We start from the raw sequence: 22,985 nt of genomic DNA, 5'->3' as shown, positions 1-22,985 counted from the left end.
AGCCCTGCATTATTAACGCTGCATCATTAACACTGCACTAAATATTTTCGCGATCTTTAATACTTTGCTGCCACGCTGCTGAACGACGCGTTCTATCCGCCACTTGTCCAACCAATTGACCACAAGCGGCATCAATATCATCACCGCGCGTTTGGCGAATGGTGCAAACAAAACCCGCTTGGCTTAAGATATCACTAAAGGCATGGATACGATTATTGCTTGATTTATCATACGGCGCATGTGGGAATGGATTAAACGGAATCAGATTAATCTTACTTGGTAAACCTTCAAGCAACGCCACTAGTTGATGGGCATGCTCATTACGATCATTGACGCCATCAAGCATGACATATTCAATTGTCACATGCTTTTTATGACGCGGATTGACATCGTAAACGTAGTTTTTTGCTGCGGCAATCAGCTCTTCTAGCGGATACTTTTTATTAATAGGCACCAGCTCATTACGCAGCTCGTTATTTGGCGCGTGTAGTGAAATCGCCAACGCTACATCGATATCTTGCGCCAATTGGTACATCTTTGGCACCACGCCCGACGTTGATAAGGTGACGCGGCGCTTTGATAGCCCATAAGCATGGTCGCTCAGCATCAACTCCATCGAACCGACCACTGGTTTATAGTTTAATAACGGCTCACCCATACCCATCATCACGACGTTGGTGACGTTATTTTCCCATAAACTATGGTCAACGTTTTCTAAACTGTCATTGTCATCGGTCATATAAGAGGCATTTGCCACCCATAATTGTCCGATGATTTCAGCGGCGCTTAAATCACGCTCAAAACCCTGCTTACCGGTACTACAGAAACTACAATCTAATGCACAGCCTACTTGCGACGATATACATAGAGTTTTACGACCGTTTAATTTACTGTCATCAGCTGGAATCAATACTGTCTCCACCAACGAGCCGCCCGTCACTTCAAAAACCCATTTACGCGTACCATCATCACTATATTGACGATGAATTACTTTTGGCGGAACAACACAGGCATTGGCTGACAATTTATCACGCAATGATTTGCTCAAATTGGTCATTTGCTCAAAGTCGGTTACACCCTGCTGATAAATCCATTTAATGACTTGCGTCGAGCGGAACGGCTTTTCGCCGATGCTCTTAAAATAATCCGCCAGTTGCGCTTGGGTCATGCCCAATAGATTGGTTTTTGCCTGCGCCTCATCAACGAGCTTAATGCTATTCGCAGGCTTTGTTGGGATATGTTGGATGGGTGTTTGAGAAGTCGACATAATAGGGAACCTTTTTGCAGCCATTACGATAAGCGCTGCAATTATTGAGATGGGCGTTGCCAGTCATACATTATATATACGTTATGTATGAGTGCAGGAGCAATCCGTTATGAGCGCATTTTTTATCGAGGCATTGGTAAATGCTTAAAAATCACAAAAATCTGATAAAAACATGCTGATAAGGGATTGATAATGCTCAGTAAAACTAATAATGAGGCAAGTGACTAGAAATTTCAATGAGTCATTTTAATGATTCATAATAAAATACCGGAATATTATAATAGCTAAAACGGCTTATACCCTAAGATATAAGCCGTCTCGCCACACTAATTATTAATAACCAACATCATAAGCTGATATCAATAATTGTTGCTATTAACGCGTACGTGCACAAACTTCATCTTCATTGAAGAAGTAGCTGATTTCACGTGCTGCTGATTCAGCTGAATCTGAACCATGAACGGCGTTTTCATCGATGCTGCTAGCGAAGTCAGCACGGATAGTACCTTCAGCGGCGTCTTTTGGGTTAGTAGCGCCCATGATATCGCGATGCTTAGCGATAGCGTTTTCGCCTTCTAATACTGATACCAATACTGGACCTGAAGTCATAAATGAAACTAGGTCATTATAAAATGGACGTTCAGCGTGCTCAGCGTAGAAACCGCCTGCTTTTTTATCATCAAGTTGCATCATTTTAGCCGCAACAATTTTTAGACCTGATTTTTCAAAACGGTCGTAGATAGCGCCGATGTTATTGCCAGCAACTGCGTCAGGTTTGATGATAGATAAAGTACGTTCGTTAGCCATGAAAAGCTCCTAATGGATGAGGGGGTTAAAAAATTGAACTAAAATAAGAAATGAAATGGCAAAGGGGTTATTTTATTTCTAACCACTAATTTTATCTCTGACCGCTATGTTGACTTAGGCTGACCAAGATGACTTATGCTTTACCAATACGAAAACATAAAATCAAGTAACATCAGGTAGTATGAGCGCCAACATAGGATTGCTGCCTATTATAATGATTGAGGCTATAAATGATAGGGTTAATTTATAAAAGTCGCTTGTATAAAGCCAAAACTTACCGCTCATTTATCAAATATTTATGATTTATTGCTACTAAAAAACCCCAATGCTTAACATTAGGGTCTTATGAATTACTTATAACATAGGGTTGTCACTGACTAAGCATCATACGGATCGCGTAATACAATTGTCTCTTCGCGGTCAGGACCGGTTGAGATGATATCAACAGGGCAGCCAATCAACTCTTCGATACGTTTGATATATATTTTGGCGTTTTCTGGTAGGTCGTCATAGTTGGTAATACCAACGGTTGACTCGCTCCAACCTTGTAGGGTTTCGTACTTAGGCGTTACCGACTCATAGAATTCAGCATCATGCGCGCCAGCACACTCAGTCTCAGGTAGATTATAACCGACACCGATTAGCAATTCTTCTAAACCGTCTAATACGTCAAGCTTGGTCAAGCAGATACCTGACATAGAGTTAAGTACCACAGCACGGCGTAATGATTCGGCATCGAACCAACCACAGCGACGCGCGCGACCAGTGGTTGCACCAAACTCATGACCGACTTTGGCTAAATGCGCGCCAACATCATCAAACAATTCAGTTGGGAATGGACCGCTACCAACACGCGTGGTATACGCTTTAGTGATACCCAATACATAGTCTAAATATAATGGACCGATACCCGTACCAGTAGATACACCGCCCGCAGTTACGCTAGAGCTGGTGACAAACGGATAAGTACCATGGTCAATATCAAGCAACGTACCTTGCGCACCTTCAAACATCAGGTTCTTGCCAGCAAGACGTAATTGATTTAGGTCTTCGGTTACATCAGTAACCATGCCTTTGATTTCTTCTTTCCACTCTTGGCAAAGCTTAAACGTCTCATCAAAATCAATGGCGTCAACTTTATAATACTGAGTCAGTTGGAAGTTATGATATTCGATTAAGTTACGTAGTTTTTCTTCTAAGTCATCACGGAACAAGTCAGCAAGCTTAATCGCACGGCGCGCAACTTTATCTTCATAAGCTGGTCCAATACCGCGACCTGTCGTACCGATTTTGCCAGTGCCACGTTTTGCTTCACGAGCTTGGTCAAGCGCTACGTGATAAGGCATGATCAATGGGCAGTTTGGTGAAATACGTAGGCGCTCACGTACTGGCACGTTGTTGTCTTCTAGCTCTTTCATCTCTTTTAATAATGCGTCAGGTGCTAACACCACGCCATTACCGATGAAGCAAGTCACGCCTTCACGTAAGATACCTGATGGAATTAGATGTAAAACGGTGGTTTTACCATCAACGACTAGGGTGTGACCAGCATTATGTCCGCCTTGAAAGCGTGCAACTGCTGCGGCTTTTTCGGTCAGTAAATCAACGATTTTACCTTTACCTTCATCGCCCCATTGGCTACCCAAAACTACGACATTCTTACCCATGATTAATCCTTACCTTGATGTATTGAGGTGTGTGCAATAACGGTTTAAAACTGAAATTATGCTAAAAAATATAATTAAAAGTCATTCTTTAGCGATTTAATAACTCAGTCATTTAATGATATTTCTTTAAATAGATTCTAGACATAGCTTTTAAAATTAAATAGCGTTTAAAATTAGATAGCTTCTAACTGCCACTGATTATTCGCAAAGTTTAAACGATGCGTCATAGCCGCTGGACGGTCATCGCACGTTAATGGCATAGTGACGCGATAGCCTTGCTGACGTAAGCTTGTGACCTGCTGCAATAGTATTTGCATTTGCGCTTTATCAGCATTAGCCTGCTTTAATGCCTCATAATCAACCAATACAATAATCGGTGACTCAAGCTGCGTATGCGCCAGCAAACGGCTAACATCCATACTAAAACCTGTCGCTTCACGTGACCGCTTCGCACTTAATTGCCCCACGCTCTGCATACCATCAAAGCGCCCGCCACGTACCAGTGGCTGAGTTTCACTATTGATATAGCCGTTAAAGATAATGCCCGTATGATAATGATAGCCCGACAGTTCGGTCACATCGATACTGACTGGCGTCTGCCATTGCATCTCTAAATGTGCTTTTAGACGTTGTAGCTCATCGACAGCCGTCACAATGTGTGTATCTTGCTTGGCAGTATCTGACAGTGTATCTAATAACTTTGCCATATCATGACCAAAGCGCGCCAATGCGTAAAAATCATCACCCATGGTCAGTAACTGACAGACACGTTTTAGCTCTGGTAAATTTTTATTGGCATAGAGATTCATCAATTGCTTGGTGTCATTATCAGACAACTCAGCCAATGCCGCTAAACGCTTAAATATCGCCACATGACCCAAGTCAATATGTAGGGCGGCGCTCATATCTAAGCTATTGACCATACTAAACAGCACATCTATCAGCTCGATATCGGCTGCAAGTTCGCCGCAACCAAATATCTCCGCACCCAATTGTAGCGGTGTCCGTGAGCCAAACAATCCTGAAGGTAAGGTATGGATGACATCGCCGGCGTAGCAATAACGCGCAATGCCATTACCGCCATGATGGGCATCAATACGCAAAATCTGCGGGGTAATATCAGCGCGCACGCCCATCAAACGACCGGTCAGCTGATCGATAATCTTAAAGGTTTGGCGCTTTAAATCTTCTGAGGCTTCACTTAATAAAGATTCAGTAAACTCAATCATCGGCGGATTGACCAACTCATAGCCATGACTAATAAGCTGCTGGATCAATTGATGTCTCAGTACTTCTTGCTTATGGGCATCTTCAAACAACACATCGACGACCCCATCAGGCAGCAGCCAGCTGTTATTGGCAACATCGCTGGCAAAGTTGCTTAGATATGGCAGGCCATTAGCGGTAGCACGATTATCAGCAGGCTGAGTCGCCGCTGGTTTTGTCGTATTTGACTGGGCAGGTTTTGCAGAATCAGAACTGGCAGACACAATGAATCCTTGTTTGGCGTATCGCTTACCAAAAACGCGGTACTGATGCGGTACTAAAAGGTTGTATTTACAATTGCAGGGATGTAAGGCGTTTTGTATTTTTGACGCGCAACATCACTGACCCAATTATCTATAAGCAAACTAGGTGACCGCAAAAGGGTGAGTAATAAGTATAAGTTAGGATGATAAGACGAGTATCTTTATGCGCTAAAATTTATGCGATAGAAAACTATGATAAATAATCAAGGCACTTTATGCTTTAGTTTAGCATAGCAGCCAAGCTTCGCCTAGTGACAATTAACCCCAATTACCATCTAATTCATGGTCAATAAGTTTTAAAGCCTTCATTATTAATAGCGTATGTATTCAAGATGAATAACTAAAAATAAAAAGTAATACCTATCATCGATAAGAGTAACACGGAGTTATTTATGCTAACTATCTTTCATGATTTTTACTTATTTTCTAGAACCCCGTTTCTTAACATCACTGCTTATTAGTATTACTGTTTCTGTCAGCCTGAAGCGTTTGCAGTCTGTTGCTTGCCTAACGCCTTATCGGTAGACTCATGTTACACTAACACATATTTTATCTCGGAAAGCCTTATGTCAACTGATTACCACCCAAATCCTGCCATTAATCAAACCAACGTCCTCGGCACTGCCCTTGCCAGCTGTTGTTTTGACCCGCTTACTGGCTACTACCGCAATGGCTTTTGTCATACCGGCAACCACGATGTTGGTCAGCATACCGTGTGCGCTAAGATGACCAGCGAATTTTTGAACTTTTCTGCCAGTCGTGGCAATGACTTGATTACGCCGCTGCCTGAGTATGGTTTTGCCGGTCTACAGCCTGGTGACTATTGGTGTATTTGTGCGCTACGCTGGGTTGAAGCCTTGGACTTCGATATTGCTCCGCAAATAAAGCTTGAAGCCTGTCACGAAAGCTTATTAAGTCTGGTTGATATCGAAACGCTAAAACGCTTTGCATTGTAGTTTGCAGACAAGTAACTTACATAAAAAAATTCATTTTGGTCGCATGTCATAATCTATTTTAATTAATATTTATTTTATTTGATATTAACCACAGACTAAAGGAGAAGGTATGAAACAAGATGATGACCTGATTGTCAAACCGACAACTCGTATCACACCTGACTCTAATGTCAGCCTTATCGACCCTAACATGGGCGATGAGCGCTCTTATTTAGACAATTATGATAGCTATGACAGCTATATTTATGGCGATGCGGACGCCACGGTCGAGGATACGATTGAGACGATGACCGTCTATGACCCCGACTCTGAGCGCTATGAGGATATCGATTTATCCAGCGATGACGAAGTGGTCAATTGCTATGCTTATTCGCGTAAAACGGGCGAAAAAGTGAATAAAGTGGCACTGAATGATGTCAGTCGCGCTTTAAGCAATAGTGGTCAGTTTATCTGGCTTGGTCTTTATGACCCCAGTTTAGAGACCATGGTCAAAGTCAGAGATGCTTTTGAATTACATGAGCTGGCGATTGAAGATGCCTTTGCCGAACATCAGCGCGCCAAGGTTGAGAACTACGAAAATGACATGATATTTGTGGTGTTACGTACCGCCAAGCTCGAAGACAATATCATTCGCTATGGCACTACCGCGATATTTATGGGCAAAAACTACCTGATTACCATTCGCAATGGCCCTTCTAACTCTTATATGCCGGTACGCGAGCACTGTCATCGTCGCCCAGAAAAGCTACGCATGGGACCTATCTTTGTCTTGCATGCCATTCTCGATTTTATTGTCGATAACTATATGCCGATTACCGATCGTTTGGGCAGTTATCTACGCGAACAAGAACGTAACATTTTTACTTATGAGTTTAATAAAGAAACGCTTAGAAATTTATATGAATTAAAATCCCAGCTGGTACATATGCGTGCGGTGATTTTACCAGTGCAAGATATCTGTAGTTTCTTTATTAATCACGATAAAAGCGACTTAATCTCCCCGTTTTCTCACGCTGCTAAACCCTACTTCCGAGATGTGAATGACCATTTGCTACATTCTTTGGATGCCATTAACGGCTTAAATGAGATGCTCAGCGTGGTGATGAATACCTATCTTGCTATGGTCAATATGGGACAGAATGAGGTGGTACGTAAGCTTGCCGCTTGGGCTGGTATTTTAGCGGTACCAACGGCGATTGCTGGTATCTATGGAATGAACTTTGATTTTATGCCAGAGCTACATTGGCAGTACTCTTATCTGGTTATCATGGCAGTTATTATCTCGTTATGTAGCTTTTTATACTTTAACTTTAAAAGGTTGGGTTGGTTATAAGTCAGAGCATGTCTTCATTTAAAACAGGAAAAGGGCTGCCATTGGCAACCCTTTTTTATTAACAACTATCAGCTATTTATTAACAACCATTCATCAATGATGTTAATGAAATATAATAAGACCTTATTTACGATAATGGGTGCTATCGACGCTCGGTAGATGATGCTCGGTACTGGTCACTTGATGATCATCCAAATAATCTTCTGGTCGCCCAAACATCTTCGCCGTCCACGTTAATATCACAATAGACGCACTGAGCACCATGATGGCAAAGGAAATCGTTGCCAATAACCATAAATGGAAGTTATCTGATACCGCCTGCACATCGACGACCAAATGTCGTGACAAAGCGGTAATCGCGATAAATATCAAAAACTGCACTGGCAGACGATGGGTTTTAAAGTAAATACCAATCATCGCCAGTAGTTCAAGATAAATAAATAGCAGTAAAATATCTTTTAAATCTGCTGAGCCTTTTTGAAAAATCACAAAGAACTCTTTGCCCGCTGTCCAAACCACCACCACACTAATCAAAAACAAAATAATATAGTGACAAATATCGACAAACTCACGGCCGATATGTTGCATGCGCTCATGTATCCCCATATTTAGCTTTGGTACATGAGCGGTATTGGTTTGTTGGGCTTGATGGACTTTACTATTTTTCTGTTCCGATTGCTGTTCTGGTTCTTGCTCTGACAGCGGCTTCATTAGCTAACTGCACTGTTGTCTAAACCAGCAGATTTTTCAGCCGCATCAACGGTTTGGCGAATAAGCGTATTAATCGTCATAGGGCCAACGCCACCTGGAACTGGTGTATAAGCACTAGCGATATTTTCTACGCCTTGCAATTCGATATCACCAACGCCGCCATTATCAGTCGGATGGAAACCTGCATCGATGACTACAGCCCCGGCTTTAATCCAATCGGCTTTGATCAGCTCAGGTACGCCTACTGCCCCAACCACGATATCAGCACGCTTAATATGCGATTCTAAATCTTGCGTTCTTGAATGGCAAATCGTTACGGTACAGTTGGCATTTAACAGCATCATTGCCATTGGCTTACCTAAAATGGCACTACGGCCTACAACCACGGCTTCTTTACCTGACAGCTCAATATTATGATGCTCTAGTAAATGCATGATACCTTGCGGGGTGCATGAGCCATAAGCGGACTGCTGCATCGCCATACGACCAAAGCCAAGACAGGTCACACCATCGACGTCTTTTGCCAAGTCAATCTGCTCAAAGCAAGCACGCTCATCGATATGAGCCGGTACTGGGTGCTGCAGCAAAATACCATGAACGTCTGGATTGCTATTAAGCTCGTCTATTTTTGCCATCAGCTCTGCAGTCGTTGTCGCACTTGGCATTTCAACCCGTATAGAATCCATACCGACACGCTTACAAGCATTGCCCTTCATACGCACATAAGTCGCAGACGCAGGATCGTCACCGACCAATATCGTCGCCAAGCTTGGGGTACGTCCTGTCTTAGCTTTAATAGCGTCTACACGCGTACTCAGTTGCTGTTCTATTTGTTTAGCAAGTGCTTTACCGTCCAAAACGGTAGCAGATCCTTGGGCAGTTGACGTAATAGACGCAATTGACATAGTAACTCCAATAGAGGGTGCGATAAAAAAAGTAAAGACAGCGCCTGCAGTATTTTTGCATGCCTGTCTTATGCCCGGTCAATTCTTTTTGACCGTTAATTGAGACTGATATTGTACCTGTCTGGGCTAAAAAATCCTAGCACCCTATTAAAAGGCCTTATTAAAAATTAATAACATGGCCATAAAAAAGTCGAGCTATTAAATCCTAATAGACCAACTTTAGGCATTCAATAATTTTTATAAACTGATTAAGCAGCCACCGCTTCTATAAGCGGTAGGTAATTTATATAACTGAATACTCTTCTAATAAAGCATAGTACTGATACATCTTATTTTTTAATACCAAACTAAATATCGATATCACGCTCTGAAAAATGCCTATTAAGACGTCGATATCTTAGCAGGCTTCTTCTAACATTAGCGTTTATAACTTTATACCTTCGTTGTTTATTACCAGTAAATCGACTCATTGTAGCTTCTCCCTCTGCACAAATACCTTGCTTTTTAATAACCAGCCCCACTGTTTTGAATAATATTTGAATATCTAACCACATCGATTGATTATCAACGTACCAAATATCAAGCTCAAAGCGTTTTTCCCAACTGATGCTATTACGACCATTGATTTGGGCATGACCAGTGATTCCTGGTTTAACTAAGTGCCTCTTAAACTGCTCTTCACTATATAATGGTAAATACTCTATAAGCTGAGGACGCGGGCCTACTATACTCATGTCACCTTTGAGCACATTCCATAGTTGGGGTAATTCATCGAAGCTACTCGCTCGAAGTTGCTTACCAAAATCTGTAAGACGATACTCATCAGGCAAAAGATTGCCTTCAGAATCTTTATCATCGCTCATTGTCCGAAATTTAATAATCTCAAATGTTTTACCATCAAGGCCAGACCGAGCTTGACGAAATAATACAGGTGCTCCAAAATTCTTCCTAACTTTGTATGCCACCAATATAAAAATAGGCAACATTAAGATTAAGGCCATTAGAGCAATACTCACGTCGAATACTCTCTTAAGCATTTTAAACCTCCTATGTAGAGCAGTTGACGATATACCAAACCCATAATGCTTTTTTTGTATATAGTAAATATTAAATATATAAATCCTTACAAACGAATATATAAGGTAAAGTAACTTCCAAGATAAAAATAATTAGACTATGTATTTCCTAAAACTATGATTAAGAGATATATTTCGATATAAGAATCTAACCTAAACCCATCTCGACTATCATATGAGCGTTTACCTTTTTAACGTCATACTTATCGACCGCAATACCTCTAGAGGCCAACCCCATTTGTTCACAAAGATTGGGATGCTCTATAAACTGACGCATGGCATCTATTAACTCATCAATGGCTTGGACGGGAACTAAATAACCATTTATACCATTGGTCACAGGCTCCCTACACCCTGGAGCATCCGTCGTAATAATAGCTCGTCCCATTGACATGGCCTCTAATACAGAGCGTGATGTGCCCTCGCGATAAGACGGCAATACATAGACTGAGCTGGCCGCTATGGCAGGACGCACATCCCTAACCTGACCCCAATAGATGATGTCGCCATCTGCTATCCATTGATCTAACTGTGCTTGCTCAATGGCTGCTGGGTTTTCATCTATTGAGCCTACTAGATGAAATTCGGCATCAGAATATTCTCTCTTTATCTGTTTGGATGCTTCAACATATTCCACTATTCCTTTATCTTTGAGCAGTCTAGCAATCAACAAAAAGGATGGCTTGACGCCCCCTGACTCATTCCTAGGTAATGGAGATACATTGAAATCATTTAAATCTACCCCTGAGCCGTTCACCACTACTGTTGGAATGATTGGCTGAACTATATTCAGTTTTTTTAATAAATTTAAGTCATCTGTATTCTGAAAAAACACCTTAGAAGACTTTGCTAATGCTTGTTGGTAAAGCGCATGTACAAATTTTTGAAAAATGCTACGCTTGTTGGTCTCTTCTACTTGCTGAAAGGTATAACCTAATCCTGATATCAACACAAAACGATAGGGTACTTTGGTCAGCCATGCTGCTAATGTTCCATACACCACAGGCTTTACAGTGTAAGAGAGTACATATTCTGGTTTGATTTTATTTAATATCTGATAACTATGAAAAAAGGTCTTTATATCTTTAACTGGGTTAGTTCCGGTTCTTTGCATAGTAATCTCATGAACATGATATCCACGACCTATAAGCTCATTATGGTCTGCAGCATATTTCTCTAAATCAGGAGAAACGACATGTATCTCATATCCTAATTGAGCAATGCACTCCAAAAGCTTGCCTCTAAAATTCAATACATGAGGCAAATAGTTAGAAAATATTAGAAACCTTTTTCTCTTAGGCATAATTTTTCAGCTTAATTATTTAAATCGTATAAAGAGAATAGCCATGAATATCATTATTAATACTGCAAACTAAAATTCGACTCAAAGTATATTTATATATTCACATATATAAATATACTATAGGTAGTTTTCATACTAATTACAATAGAAAGACATAAATAATTTATATTTATACCTTTGAGAGAGGTGGTTAAGAATTTTTACTGATTGATTTTAGGAAGTGGGTTCTTATTTGGAAGGTCTTTATTAGGAAGTTTCTCATTGGGAAATAACGTGCGAATTTTGCAGTCAGCACATACGAACAGTACATATATCATAACGAATGGATATCTATAACGAACAGCTGTCCCATAGTTGAATACAACTAAGCCATATACAGACATGGATAAAGCCATAAATAACAACCAAAAAGCGAGCTTATCAGGACTTTTCATCCAAGCTTTACGTGTTATCAGAAACAAAATAGCAAGTATAAATAAATTTTCAAATGACTGAATCAAAGGTAAAACGCCGCTCGCTTCCCATATAAATGGTTTAGACAAAAAGTAAATACCCGACGTCAAACCTTCAACGACAAACTCGCCTGCGCCAGAAATAAGCATAATTTCTTCAGCTTTACCTCCATCTTCTACAAACATAGCGGCCCTAAAATGATTAATTTGAGGGATCGCTATCGGAGCAGAAAGAAGCAATCCAGCTAGGCTAATCAGGCTTATAATTACTGCTTTTGCTAACCCCATACCCTTTTTGGCCACATTAAAAATAAAATACATTAGAACAATAGGACCTAAAATAAAAAAGTTCTGGAATTTAATTAGGTATAAAGGAATAATAAATAAAATGCTTTTAAGTATCTTAGACTCACGGGCATAGACAACAGTGAGCACCATAAAAAATAGAATGAGAGTTTCCCGCAAGCTTAGCGCTGTGTATAGAGCCATGCTTGGAAACAACAGATAAAACCATATTGATACTTTTGTAAAAATGTTTTTGACATACAAAACGAAGAACAAAACGATATAGAGAAAAGTATTATAGAATCCTAAACTAATAGGAGAAACTGGGGCTGGAAATGGTAACAGTGCAAGCATAGCACTGGCTTGAAAGACATTATCACCACCTGTGAGTGCTTCAATCAAACCCAGTTCTCCAGATCTTATCGCATTCACGCCCTCCCAGTACCTAAACTGATCACCCATATATGAAGTACTAAACAATACGTCATTTAGAACAAAAGGAAGCAAACAGTGTAAAGCAAGGACTACTTGATAATTGGAGGGAACTTTAAACTTGTATCCGACAGTAACAATTAGCAACAAGCATATCAGCAGACTGGGTAACTCAAAAAGTCTGATACCTAAAAATCCATACGTATAAATCCAACTTAGGTCTGACATTAGTTTGTCTCTATATTTTTAATAAAAGATTAAAATTACATGTCTGTTTTGGCTACTATCAAGGGACTGTTGTGATTATAATATTGGGGTATTATTCTAAATTCTAATTTAACCTACTGGCTTTGTACGACTACGTTTTAAAAGGTGTCTTGCTGATTGTAGTCTAATAATTGTATACATTCAAAAAAATAAATATAATCATAATTTTGCTGCTCATATAAATCATTCCATATAAATCACTGGGTCTCAAGCCAAGCTTGGAACATTAATATATTCCAGAGTTGATCTTGATGATTATATTTACCACTCAGGTGTTCTGTCCACATCATACGTATGGGTGCGGGATAAAAATAACCTTGCTGCAGTAATAGCTTTTCATCTAATAATGCTTCAGCCCAATCCCGTAATGAGCCTCGTAACCAATCGTGTAAAGGTAGGCTAAACCCCATTTTAGGTCGTTCAATCAATTGGCAAGGGACATGACGAAATAGTACCTGCTTCAGCAACCACTTACCTTCCCCATTCCGTATTTTGTACTCTAATGGCATTTTCCAGGCTAATTCAACAATACGATGATCGAGCATCGGCACTCGCGTCTCTAAGCTATTAGCCATAGCAGCGCGATCAACCTTTACCAAAATATCATCAGCCATATAAGTCTGTGCGTCCATAGCCATCATCGCATGTTGAAAGCTATCTGTTTTCGGCCAACAATTTATGTCACTTATCAACGTACTAGGCTCTTTTGCACCTATGACTAACGTCTCAGGCTGCTGCCAATGACTGGTCAATGACTGGTAAAAATCCTGTTCACTATCAATATTTAGTACACCTGCTAGCTTGTGAGCCTTATCACCAGGAGCACTCAACCGTAATCTTTTAGGGAGAATAGGATTAAGCGTTGTGAACATAGCATCCCAGCTCTTAGGTGCGAAAGCAGCCAGTGTCGTCGACGCCAATCTTCTTATTGGTCTAGGCAGTTTACGATTTTTATTCCAAACTTGCTGAGCCATGAGGTAGCGATTGTAGCCTCCAAATAGCTCATCACCCCCGTCACCACTTAAGGCAACCGTCACATGCTCACTGGCTAACTGACTGACTAAAAAGGTCGGGATTTGTGAGCTATCTGAAAATGGCTCACAGTATATAGACGATAATTTCGGTATCACTGATAAAGCATCTTTAGGGGTTATATAAAGCTCAGTATGTTCGGTACCAATGTGCTTAGCCACAGCTTTTGCATGTGTTGCCTCGTTATATGCCTCATCCTCAAAACCAATAGTAAAAGTCTTAATTGGCTGCTCGCTTTGCGCCTGCATTAGTGCAACTACTGTACTGCTATCTATACCACCGCTCAAAAAAGCACCAAGTGGAACGTCTGATTGCATTTGACTGCCAATACTCTCCACAAGAGCTGATTCTAAAATATCAACCGCTTGCTCTGGACTGCCCGTAAAAGGATTTTCTAGCCCTGATTCAACTACCGTATTAAAACGCCAGTAGGCCTTGGGTACCGCTATTTTAGCTGTTTCCAATTCTGCTAAGGGTAATTGTAACCAATAACCAGGTCGCAACTTTTTAATGCCTTGATAAATACTATAAGGAGCAGGGATGCAATTGTGACGCAACAGTAAAGTGATTGCATCACGATCAATGTCTGCTTTGAACATAGGGTGTGCTTTTAAAGCTTTTAATTCAGAACTAAAGAACAAACTATCGTCTTGCCAACCCCAATATAGAGGTTTTTCACCCATCCTATCCTTAGCTAGAGTCAGGAGTTTTGTTTGCTTATCCCATAGAGCAATGGCAAACATACCTATCATAGCTTGTAGTGTTTTCTCTATACCCCAAGCTACGAAACAAGCGAGCATAGTCTCGGTATCTGAATGACCTTTCCATTCGAGTAAGAAGCCTTCTTGATTAAGCTTATCCCGTAGTTGCAGATGGTTATATATCTCACCATTAAATACAACCACATATCGTCCACACACAGAATGCATCGGCTGTGCGCCTGCAGGCGACAGCTCTAGAATGGCTAAACGCCGATGACCAAGCGCTAAGCCAATAGTTTCATCCAACCAACTATCGCCAGCATCCGGACCTCTATGATAGAGAGCATCATTCATCTGAGCGATACCATCACGCATGTCTATATTACTTGATGAGTTTTGGCGGAAACCAACAATACCACACATTAAATACTCCTTAGTCTAGACGACCGTGACGTAACCAACTGCTACCGGCAGCTGCTAACGCGATAATAGAATAAACAGCACAAAGCAGAACAAAACCACGAGCTTCATCGTAAGGAGCTAATGCTAAAACCCCAGTCAAAGGCATTAAAAAAAATACCAGTCTAAAACGAATTCTTTGACGACCCGGCATTTTTAGCAACCCTTTACTATCAAGGTAACCAAAAAGACGGAAAGCCGCGTAACTGATACTTGCTGCTAGGGCGATACCCATCCTATAACGATCTTCTACCACAAATATGACGGGTGCCATAAATCGAAACCAAGCCAACCAAAGAAAGGTTGCCGCCTTGAACTCACGATCAACAAAAATATTATGAAGAGCGAAGACGATGGACAAGGCTAAAAAGAAACTCCACCATGCCCATACCTCTTGCATATCTAGTAAAATGGTTAATGCTATAAAAGCCATTATTCGAAAAGCAATCCACGTAAAAACCCACATCGTAGGTGCATTTTGAGGACCGCGTCGACGACCATCTTTCTCTTTTCGTGCCGCGAATAAGTCATTTACAAGATAGCCGATCTCATACAGACTGATAAATGCAAAATATACTAGGATAGCCTGTATCAAAGCTTGAAACGGTGGGACACTACCAAGAGCCATAACAAGTATTGCCGCACTGAGCCACTCAAATAAAGCATGAAAAACCCAACTTCCATTACGCAGGCGAGTATTATAGAAGTAACTAAATGGCAATATATACAATATATTCATTGGTTTAGCCTTATATAAGTAGCGGTTAATCCTGCCCAGCGCTCCTTATGTGACGCTTTATGCAGAACCACATAAGCTCTCTTTGCACCACTTAATAACTCTTGATCTGTTATATTGTCACTGATAGCATCATAAAATCTGCTACTCAAGTCGATACCAATAAGATCACTTAATGCTTGTAACTTTAATCCAGTTAAGTCACGTTTATAACGGCCTGTTAAAACACCGTCACTACTCTCAAGCTCACTAGCAACAAACCTTACACCCAACTGCTTTGCCAATGCCGAAACGATAGGTTGTAAACTGGCAGAAGCCAATATTATGTGTTTGTCTTTTATCGCAGGTGTAATAACCTGCCATACAGAGGGAACTTTTCTATTTTCCAATAACCATTTTGCATAAACCTCTGCATTTAATTCAAGAGAGCTGACCGTATCGTCTTTCAGCATTCTAACAAGTAGGTGTTTTAAAACATGTTTACCAGTGAGACGCTCAATCACTGCTATTCCTAATCGAAACGGACTACGATGTGCGGTTAAAGCACGAAGCATTGGCAAACGCCACCACCGCTCAGGCTGCTGAGAAAAGTGCTGTTTGAGCAGACCCAATGTTGTATCGTCATAAACCAATGTGCCACAAACATCTGTAATAAATAATGTAGCATTTGAATTATTGGTCATAGTGTCTGCTCCAGCTGCTCGTAAATTTTTTTATAACTTAATGCTGCCACATGGAGATCTAATTCGGGTTTAGCGCGCGCGCGTAGATTGTGTCCTCCCATTTTCTTAAGACTATCAAGTGAGGATACGATGTCAGTTAGGCTGTCAGGCTGATCCAAATCTATAACTGCACCTGCTTTTAACCGAACAGTCATATCATCTATATCACCAATTCCAGCATTACTAACGACGGGGACACCTACCGCAAGCGCTTCGGCTATTTTAGTAGGGGAACTCGCTATTTTTGAATAAGCAGGCTTAATGAAACTAAGCATTAAATCAGAGCAACCTATGTAAGAAGGCACTTGGTCACGTTTGGCTTCATGTACATGTATCCGCGTACGCAAATGTGACAAGCCAAGAGTACTTATTAATGACTCATGTTCCGCTCGCCAATCCTTAGTAATCAATAAAAAGTGTACATCTTCTCGCTCAGTAGCGGCTTGGGCGAATAGTTGTAGCATTTCGTCTAACATGTACCAAGTCCCCAAAGAGCCTAGGTATGAGAGTACAAAAGCATTTTCAGGTAATCCTAGCTCCTTACGAGTGGCTATTCTTTGCTTAGCAGTAGGTGGCATAAAATGCTCAAAGTCTGCACAGCAAGGAATCACTGAAATGGGAGCAGACATATCCGGTGATAACTTATACAGTTCAGGTACCACTCGTTCTGTGAGAGCCACAATATGACTGGCGCTCAAAAGAAGATTGCTCTCTACATGTTTGTATAGCTTAAATATTGAAGCGTCAACACTGTTATCTAGCTTCCAAATATCGCCATCTACTCTCTCGTCAACCCAGAGGCCACGCATATCAAACAAGACCTTTACTCCTGTAAGCTTACTCAGTAATGCGCCAACTTGCATGGCTTGGTAGCTACGACAATGGATCACGCCAAAACGATGTTTAAATTGCAAATATAAAGCAGCTTCATACATGCGAGACAAATCCCAAAGCTTGCCTAACTTGCCGAAACGTGTAGTGAAAGACAAAGGTGTCCATCCTATACCAGAACTGGCCAACTCTGCTTTTAATAACTCACCACCAGCCTTAAAACGTTCAGGTTTTTCATAGCTTAAGATGTGCAAAGGACGAGGATGCTGACGGATACTATATAAATACGGTAGTATTTGGCTACCACCTAAAGGATCTAGCAAACCATCATAAGAGATAAACAATACTGAGTTATTCATAGATACTCCGTAATATTTTAAAGATATGTAAAGCTAGACCACATTAACAACCTAACACTCTCGTCTCGATGCCGTAAAACAACTTGGTAGCTTCAAAAGCTGCTTAGTGTCTTAGAAAAAACTACGTCTAAATATTGATCGACAACTTTATCTATAGTCTAATCCAAATAAAACCGATACAATCCTATTAACAATTGCATTTAATGAAATAAACGATGACTTATTCAATAGACTATCGCAAACAGGTACTTTCTAGCATAGCTGATGGTATGACCATAAGAGAAGCTGCGCTATTTTATGGACTTAGCACCAGCACCATTCACAGCTGGCAGAAGAAATTAGCGCCTAAAACAACCAGAAATAAAGCACCGACTAAAATACCTGATGACGCATTGATTGAAGACGTAAAAAGATACCCAGATGATTATAACTATGAAAGAGCTCGTCGCTTGAACTGTAGTAAAACGGGTATCTTTAATGCTTTAAAGCGTCTTGGTATCAGTCAAAAAAAAGACCTTGGAACACCCGAAAGCGTGTCCGATAAAAAGAGCGATATTCCAGAGTAGGCTTGATTGCTTTACTCAGCAAGGCTACCCCATTGTCTATATGGATGAAAGCGGCTTTGAGGCTGAAACTATTCGTTCTCATGGCTATGCACCGATTGGTAAACCCTGTATCGATAGCTACAACTGGCAAGCAAAGAAGCGTACGAATGTCATCGGAGCTCTCTATAAAAAGATGCTGTTTGCGCTTGAGTACGTTGAGCAGAATATCAATAGCAATATATTTTATGACTGGTGTAAGTTCACACTTATTCCAAGTCTCAAGACTAAATGCGTGATTGTCATGGATAATGCTCGGTTTCATAAAAGCAAACGTATTCAAAAGCTACTCAACAGACATGGCCATCGTATTCTTTGGCTACCGCCGTACAGCCCTGATCTGAACCCTATCGAGAAGAAGTGGGCACAGGCTAAGTTTCTACGCCAAGGGTGGATGGAGAATAATCTACCTAAACTGTTTCATGATATGGGCTGTATCGATTTTATAACGACTTAACTATACTAAAGACTTCATCGACTATATGACTCTCTATATTTTCTGAAAACCACATCTGAAACATCAACAAGACCCATATCTTACTATCATCGTTTTTTTCTGCATAAAACAATTCTAATAACCTTGATACATAGTCATAATTAAAAACGTTATACTCGTTGATTAACTCTTCACTTAAGTATTGATCTAAAAGATATTTAAGATCCTGACGGAGCCAAGAATTTATTGGTATACCAAAACCTTGTTTTTCTCTAATAAATAGACATTCTGGCATATATCGAGCTAAAACCTCTTTTAGTATCTTTTTATTCTTCTTGTGCGAAATGGGTATGCTAGCAGCAAACTCGATTATTTTATGATCAAGAAAAGGCTCTCGGCCCTCCAAAGAGGTACTCATTGTTGATCTATCCACCTTAACCATTAAATCATCGGGTAGATAACCTTTAAAATCTGAAATCATCATTTTTTCTAAGTTCGATGTGACAGCAGCAGTCTCTTCAGAAAAATAATACTCTTCTTTTATTAATCTTTTAATCTCATCTTTTGTGAAAATAGAATTTGAAACCTTGAAGCTATTAACTATATCTTCGTGATCTAGCATATTTTTAAGCTTGATAATTTTTCTATATAATTTTTCATTGGCTCTATTCAGCATAAATATAGGAATAGGAATTAAGTTTAAAAGTTTGTTTGTCATTTTTTTGAATGGAATTTTAGATAAAGTCCGAAATCTTTCCTCCATAAGCGCATAGCTTGTATATCCGCAGAACAACTCATCACCGCCATCACCAGACAGCACTACAGATACTTTTTGCTTTGCAAGCTCAGATACTAAGGTAGTTGGTATAGCCGAGCTGTCTGCAAACGGTTCATCAAATATACTTGGCAATTTTTTTATAATAGCTAAGGCATCTTCTTTTTTACAAATAAGTTCGGTATGATTCGTACCTAAATATCCTGCAATATCTTTAGCATAGTTAGATTCATCGAAGCTTTTATCTTCAAACCCAATAGTAAAAGTATTTATAGGTATCTTGCTATCTTTTTGAACAATAGCTGCTACTAAAGAGCTGTCTATTCCACCACTAAGAAAAACACCTACCGGAACATCTGCTATCATTCGTAAGTTAAAGGCCTCTTTTATAATAGATTCTAGCTCATCTACAACATTATCTGTCGCAACCTGATTCTCATAAAAATCATTAATATTCCAGTAGCAATTTTTTATCAGACTTTTTGATTCAATATCGTATTTCAAATAATGTCCAGGAAGAAGCTTTTGAGTATTTTTAAGTATGGTTTTTGGAGCGTGAATATAACCAAACTGAAGATAAGAAGATACAGCTTCTAAATCTATATCTTTATTGAAATCAGGATAATTCATAAGAGGTTTTAATTCACTTGAAAACATAAATGCATTATCTGTTAAAGAATAATATAAAGGTTTTACACCTACACGGTCGCGGAAAATTATAATCTCTTGCTTTTCAGAGTCGTAAATTGCAAATGCAAACATACCTCTAAACTTATCAACGCAATGTATTCCCCATAAATGATAGGACTTTAAAATCACTTCTGTGTCAGTGTTGGAGTCGAATGAGTAACCATTTAGTATTAGTTCCTGTCGTATCTCCTTGAAATTGTAAACCTCTCCGTTATATACAAGAGCCAGGTGTTCGTAGAACATAGGCTGATGACCATTAGAACTGATGTCTATTATTGAAAGCCTCCTATGACCTAGAAATATAGAACACGAATCTAAAGAAACAACCTCTAAACCCTCATCATCTGGGCCACGGTGTTTCAAGCTATTTAACATCTCCCTAAATAAGCTCGTATTTATATTCTTTTTATAATCTACAACCCCTAATAATCCACACATTATTTAAAAGCCTCGATATATTGTTTCGCAATTTTATCCACTGAAAAATCAGCCGCACGACTCTTTAAAATATTTTTATCATGTTTATCATTAATAGATTTACACATAGCTTTAGCTAAAGCGCTAACATCACCAACTGGTACTAATATTCCATATTTTCCATTTTCAAGAATCTCTTTTGGTCCTGACTTACAGTCGGTAGAAACAACTGGGGTACCAACACTCATTGCTTCAATCAATACGTTACCAAAGCCTTCGCAGTTAGATGAAAGAACTAATAAGTCAGAGGCGGCCAACCATTCAGAAGGTTTTCTACTAAAGCCTGCAAAGTTAACTCGTTCAGCTATCTCTAATTTTACGGCTAAAGCTTTTAATTCAGTTAATAAATCGCCCTTTCCTAATATAGTTAGGTAAGCATCTTCTTTTTTAATAAGAAGGGAAAATGCTTCTAGCAGCGATGGGTAATTCTTTTCCTTTTTCAAAGCCCCAACAGCGATTATTTTTTTACCACGGTGACTTTTCCAATTCCTATAGCCTTCCTTTTCTGTAGAAATATTTGTATTAATTTCTACAGGATTAGATATAACGGTAATACTTTTGCGTTTTAGCCCACCTAGGTCACACAAATCGTCAGCGACACCATCGGATACTGCCACTATCGCGTCAGCAAAAGGATAGACTAAGCTTAAACTATATTTAAAAAACCAGCGCATTGATCTTTTTTGCATCAAAGGAGCTTGAGAAAATGTTGTATGATCTGAGACTACAACCGAACCAGATAGTTTCGCTGATTTAAATGCTACAACTGCTAATAACGTCAAAGGCCACATTGATGCTAATACAACCTCTGGCTTTTCACTTTTAAAATATCTTAATAAAGGCTTAAATACATAACGTATGCGATCTGCTTTCAAGTCTACAATTCGAATTTGGCTGTTTAGCTCTGGTAAGAATTCTCCTTGAGCTTTGCTTAGAACCATATCAACATTAAAACCTTGTTGTATAAATTCATTAGCTAGTAAAAGGGCTACCTTTTCTGCACCGCCACACCGAAGGTCTGGTAAAAAAAACGCAATTTTTTTCATTATTATTTAGCCTCTTTTAAGCAGATTCTTTCTAAAATTCTTGTTACGTATTTTTCTTCATACTCATGGAAATACTTTCTATAACTCGTATAATTTCACATATTGAAACAGCCTATAACCCCCCCTATTTAATACCATTAATCAAAATTCAGAAAGCAAGTCAATAAACCTAATATGCTTATTACTTTTTAAGGAATAAGAGACTGTTGTGTCAATATGGTATACTGTTAATTCGTTATTATTAGCGCTTTGTATATACTTTAGTACTGCTTCTGCAGGGCTATGCAATTTAACCACTTTAGAATACTTTAACCAATGCTCTTCACGCGGATGCATTATATACAACCCTACATCCTCAATGATTTTCATTATATTTTCTTTAAGCTTTACTTGCTGTTTAATACTGAAATCCTGAAAGGCGGTTCCTAATAAAATAGTATCAGTATTTGTCGCCAACTTTTCTAAGTCTCTACTGTCTAAAAGCTCACTCCAATCCCAATCAAGATTGACTACTCTATTTTTTTCTACAATGTTTTCTAAATCAGGGAAAACGGTATAATGACGCTTGGTTCTGTCTCTTAGATACTTAGCTCCTCCATTAGGGAAAACCATTTTAGAAATAAACCCTTTAATTCCTTTTCTAGCGAGAGCTGTCTCATCAAAATACTTTGAAGACTTAATTACATTATATGAGCCATCGTCGAATGTATTAACCTCTAAACTAGGAAAAAATATATTTGAAAGCGCGAAAGGATAGCTATCAATTACCGCTAAAAACACTCTACCTTTAGTTATAAATGCCATTAACTGTGCTAAAGCAAACTTTGTAAAGTTGACCGAAATTTTACTACTGCAAAATACGTTTATAGTAAAAAAGGCATTCTTCCTGATTCTTTTATAAGTAGTATAATATTCAGAGTCATCTTCATATTTATTATCAAGATAACAAAATACTAAGATATATTTACTCATATTTTCTACATTTATTATTTTTTCAACAATTAAGGACTGTAGTCTCGTTCTTACGATAAACACATCCATCTTATACACTCCAACATATTCAATCGTTCGACCGTCTTAAATATAAATACCGTATTACAATCTATTAAAATATTAGTTATTAGTTATT

The 22,985-nt window shown here is 39.4% G+C and carries 20 protein-coding genes; 4 read left to right on the top strand and 16 right to left on the bottom strand.

Going from position 1 to position 22,985, the window contains the following annotated elements; all coding sequences use genetic code 11:
* Nucleotides 1–37 precede the first annotated feature (37 nt).
* From rlmN to ACP7AA_RS09145, 4 genes are all read right to left on the bottom strand, one after another.
* On the bottom strand, nt 38–1,267 hold the full coding sequence (gene rlmN / locus ACP7AA_RS09160; RefSeq protein WP_426223366.1) for a 23S rRNA (adenine(2503)-C(2))-methyltransferase RlmN: 1,230 nt from the start codon (nt 1,265–1,267) through the stop codon (nt 38–40).
* Nucleotides 1,268–1,642: 375 nt separating this feature from the next.
* The gene (ndk, locus tag ACP7AA_RS09155; RefSeq protein ID WP_193011877.1) at nt 1,643–2,074 is read right to left on the bottom strand and encodes a nucleoside-diphosphate kinase; all 432 of its coding nucleotides are present in this window, start codon (nt 2,072–2,074) and stop codon (nt 1,643–1,645) included.
* A 377-nt stretch (nt 2,075–2,451) separates the two neighbouring features.
* Nucleotides 2,452–3,741 carry an adenylosuccinate synthase gene (locus ACP7AA_RS09150; protein ID WP_183619033.1) on the bottom strand — a complete coding sequence of 430 codons (1,290 nt, stop codon included), beginning with the start codon at nt 3,739–3,741 and terminating at the stop codon, nt 2,452–2,454.
* 173 nt (nt 3,742–3,914) lie between these two features.
* A complete protein-coding gene (locus ACP7AA_RS09145) occupies nt 3,915–5,231 on the bottom strand; it encodes an ATP phosphoribosyltransferase regulatory subunit (RefSeq protein WP_426223365.1) in 1,317 nt (438 codons plus the stop codon).
* Between the two features lie 605 nt (nt 5,232–5,836).
* Here ACP7AA_RS09145 and ACP7AA_RS09140 point away from each other — a divergent pair.
* Both ACP7AA_RS09140 and corA read left to right on the top strand, forming a co-directional pair.
* Entirely contained in the window at nt 5,837–6,226 is a 390-nt protein-coding gene (locus ACP7AA_RS09140) for a DUF2237 family protein (RefSeq protein WP_201562997.1), read from the top strand.
* Between the two features lie 109 nt (nt 6,227–6,335).
* Nucleotides 6,336–7,559 carry a magnesium/cobalt transporter CorA gene (corA, locus tag ACP7AA_RS09135; protein WP_201625275.1) on the top strand — a complete coding sequence of 408 codons (1,224 nt, stop codon included), beginning with the start codon at nt 6,336–6,338 and terminating at the stop codon, nt 7,557–7,559.
* 123 nt (nt 7,560–7,682) lie between these two features.
* Here the strand turns inward: corA and ACP7AA_RS09130 are convergent, their stop codons facing one another.
* The 9 genes from ACP7AA_RS09130 to ACP7AA_RS09090 all read right to left on the bottom strand — a co-directional run bounded on the left by ACP7AA_RS09130 (nt 7,683) and on the right by ACP7AA_RS09090 (nt 17,830).
* Nucleotides 7,683–8,165, bottom strand: coding sequence for a phosphate-starvation-inducible protein PsiE (locus tag ACP7AA_RS09130; protein ID WP_201626087.1), 483 nt, complete (start codon nt 8,163–8,165; stop codon nt 7,683–7,685).
* Nucleotides 8,166–8,269: 104 nt separating this feature from the next.
* Nucleotides 8,270–9,175: a bifunctional methylenetetrahydrofolate dehydrogenase/methenyltetrahydrofolate cyclohydrolase FolD gene (gene folD / locus ACP7AA_RS09125; protein WP_201618884.1), complete on the bottom strand. Its 906-nt coding sequence runs from the start codon at nt 9,173–9,175 to the stop codon at nt 8,270–8,272.
* Between the two features lie 347 nt (nt 9,176–9,522).
* The gene (locus ACP7AA_RS09120) at nt 9,523–10,212 is read right to left on the bottom strand and encodes a sugar transferase (protein WP_426223364.1); all 690 of its coding nucleotides are present in this window, start codon (nt 10,210–10,212) and stop codon (nt 9,523–9,525) included.
* Nucleotides 10,213–10,399: 187 nt separating this feature from the next.
* Complete coding sequence (locus tag ACP7AA_RS09115; RefSeq protein WP_426223363.1) at nt 10,400–11,554, bottom strand: glycosyltransferase family 4 protein; 1,155 nt, start codon at nt 11,552–11,554, stop codon at nt 10,400–10,402.
* 200 nt (nt 11,555–11,754) lie between these two features.
* The gene (locus ACP7AA_RS09110; RefSeq protein ID WP_426223362.1) at nt 11,755–12,753 is read right to left on the bottom strand and encodes a hypothetical protein; all 999 of its coding nucleotides are present in this window, start codon (nt 12,751–12,753) and stop codon (nt 11,755–11,757) included.
* A gap of 434 nt (nt 12,754–13,187) precedes the next feature.
* Entirely contained in the window at nt 13,188–15,146 is a 1,959-nt protein-coding gene (asnB, locus tag ACP7AA_RS09105) for an asparagine synthase (glutamine-hydrolyzing) (protein ID WP_426223361.1), read from the bottom strand.
* Between the two features lie 10 nt (nt 15,147–15,156).
* Nucleotides 15,157–15,921, bottom strand: a complete 765-nt coding sequence (locus ACP7AA_RS09100; RefSeq protein WP_426223360.1) for a hypothetical protein — start codon at nt 15,919–15,921, stop codon at nt 15,157–15,159.
* A complete protein-coding gene (locus ACP7AA_RS09095; protein WP_426223359.1) occupies nt 15,918–16,601 on the bottom strand; it encodes a haloacid dehalogenase-like hydrolase in 684 nt (227 codons plus the stop codon). The genes ACP7AA_RS09100 and ACP7AA_RS09095 overlap by 4 nt, the downstream gene beginning before the upstream one ends.
* Nucleotides 16,598–17,830, bottom strand: a complete 1,233-nt coding sequence (locus ACP7AA_RS09090) for a glycosyltransferase (RefSeq protein ID WP_426223358.1) — start codon at nt 17,828–17,830, stop codon at nt 16,598–16,600. Before ACP7AA_RS09090 ends, ACP7AA_RS09095 begins: the two co-directional genes overlap by 4 nt.
* Before the next feature lie 215 nt (nt 17,831–18,045).
* Here ACP7AA_RS09090 and ACP7AA_RS09085 point away from each other — a divergent pair, with 215 nt between their 5' ends.
* Nucleotides 18,046–18,396: an IS630 transposase-related protein gene (locus ACP7AA_RS09085; protein WP_426223357.1), complete on the top strand. Its 351-nt coding sequence runs from the start codon at nt 18,046–18,048 to the stop codon at nt 18,394–18,396.
* A complete protein-coding gene (locus ACP7AA_RS09080) occupies nt 18,323–18,889 on the top strand; it encodes an IS630 family transposase (RefSeq protein ID WP_426223356.1) in 567 nt (188 codons plus the stop codon). Before ACP7AA_RS09085 ends, ACP7AA_RS09080 begins: the two co-directional genes overlap by 74 nt.
* Here the strand turns inward: ACP7AA_RS09080 and asnB (ACP7AA_RS09075) are convergent.
* The 3 genes from asnB (ACP7AA_RS09075) to ACP7AA_RS09065 all read right to left on the bottom strand — a co-directional run bounded on the left by asnB (ACP7AA_RS09075) (nt 18,876) and on the right by ACP7AA_RS09065 (nt 22,897).
* Entirely contained in the window at nt 18,876–20,771 is a 1,896-nt protein-coding gene (gene asnB / locus ACP7AA_RS09075) for an asparagine synthase (glutamine-hydrolyzing) (RefSeq protein WP_426223355.1), read from the bottom strand. The genes ACP7AA_RS09080 and asnB (ACP7AA_RS09075) overlap by 14 nt on opposite strands.
* A complete protein-coding gene (locus ACP7AA_RS09070) occupies nt 20,771–21,856 on the bottom strand; it encodes a glycosyltransferase (RefSeq protein WP_426223354.1) in 1,086 nt (361 codons plus the stop codon). The genes asnB (ACP7AA_RS09075) and ACP7AA_RS09070 overlap by 1 nt, the downstream gene beginning before the upstream one ends.
* 141 nt (nt 21,857–21,997) lie before the next feature.
* Nucleotides 21,998–22,897, bottom strand: coding sequence for a glycosyltransferase family 52 (locus ACP7AA_RS09065; protein WP_426223353.1), 900 nt, complete (start codon nt 22,895–22,897; stop codon nt 21,998–22,000).
* Nucleotides 22,898–22,985: the final 88 nt, after the last annotated feature.

The sequence above is a fragment of the Psychrobacter sp. DWR1-2-3 genome, assembly GCF_049896465.1.
GTDB lineage: Bacteria > Pseudomonadota > Gammaproteobacteria > Pseudomonadales > Moraxellaceae > Psychrobacter > Psychrobacter maritimus.
The sequence above is the reverse complement of the archived record's forward strand: the minus strand, read 5'-3'. Positions and strand labels throughout refer to the sequence as shown.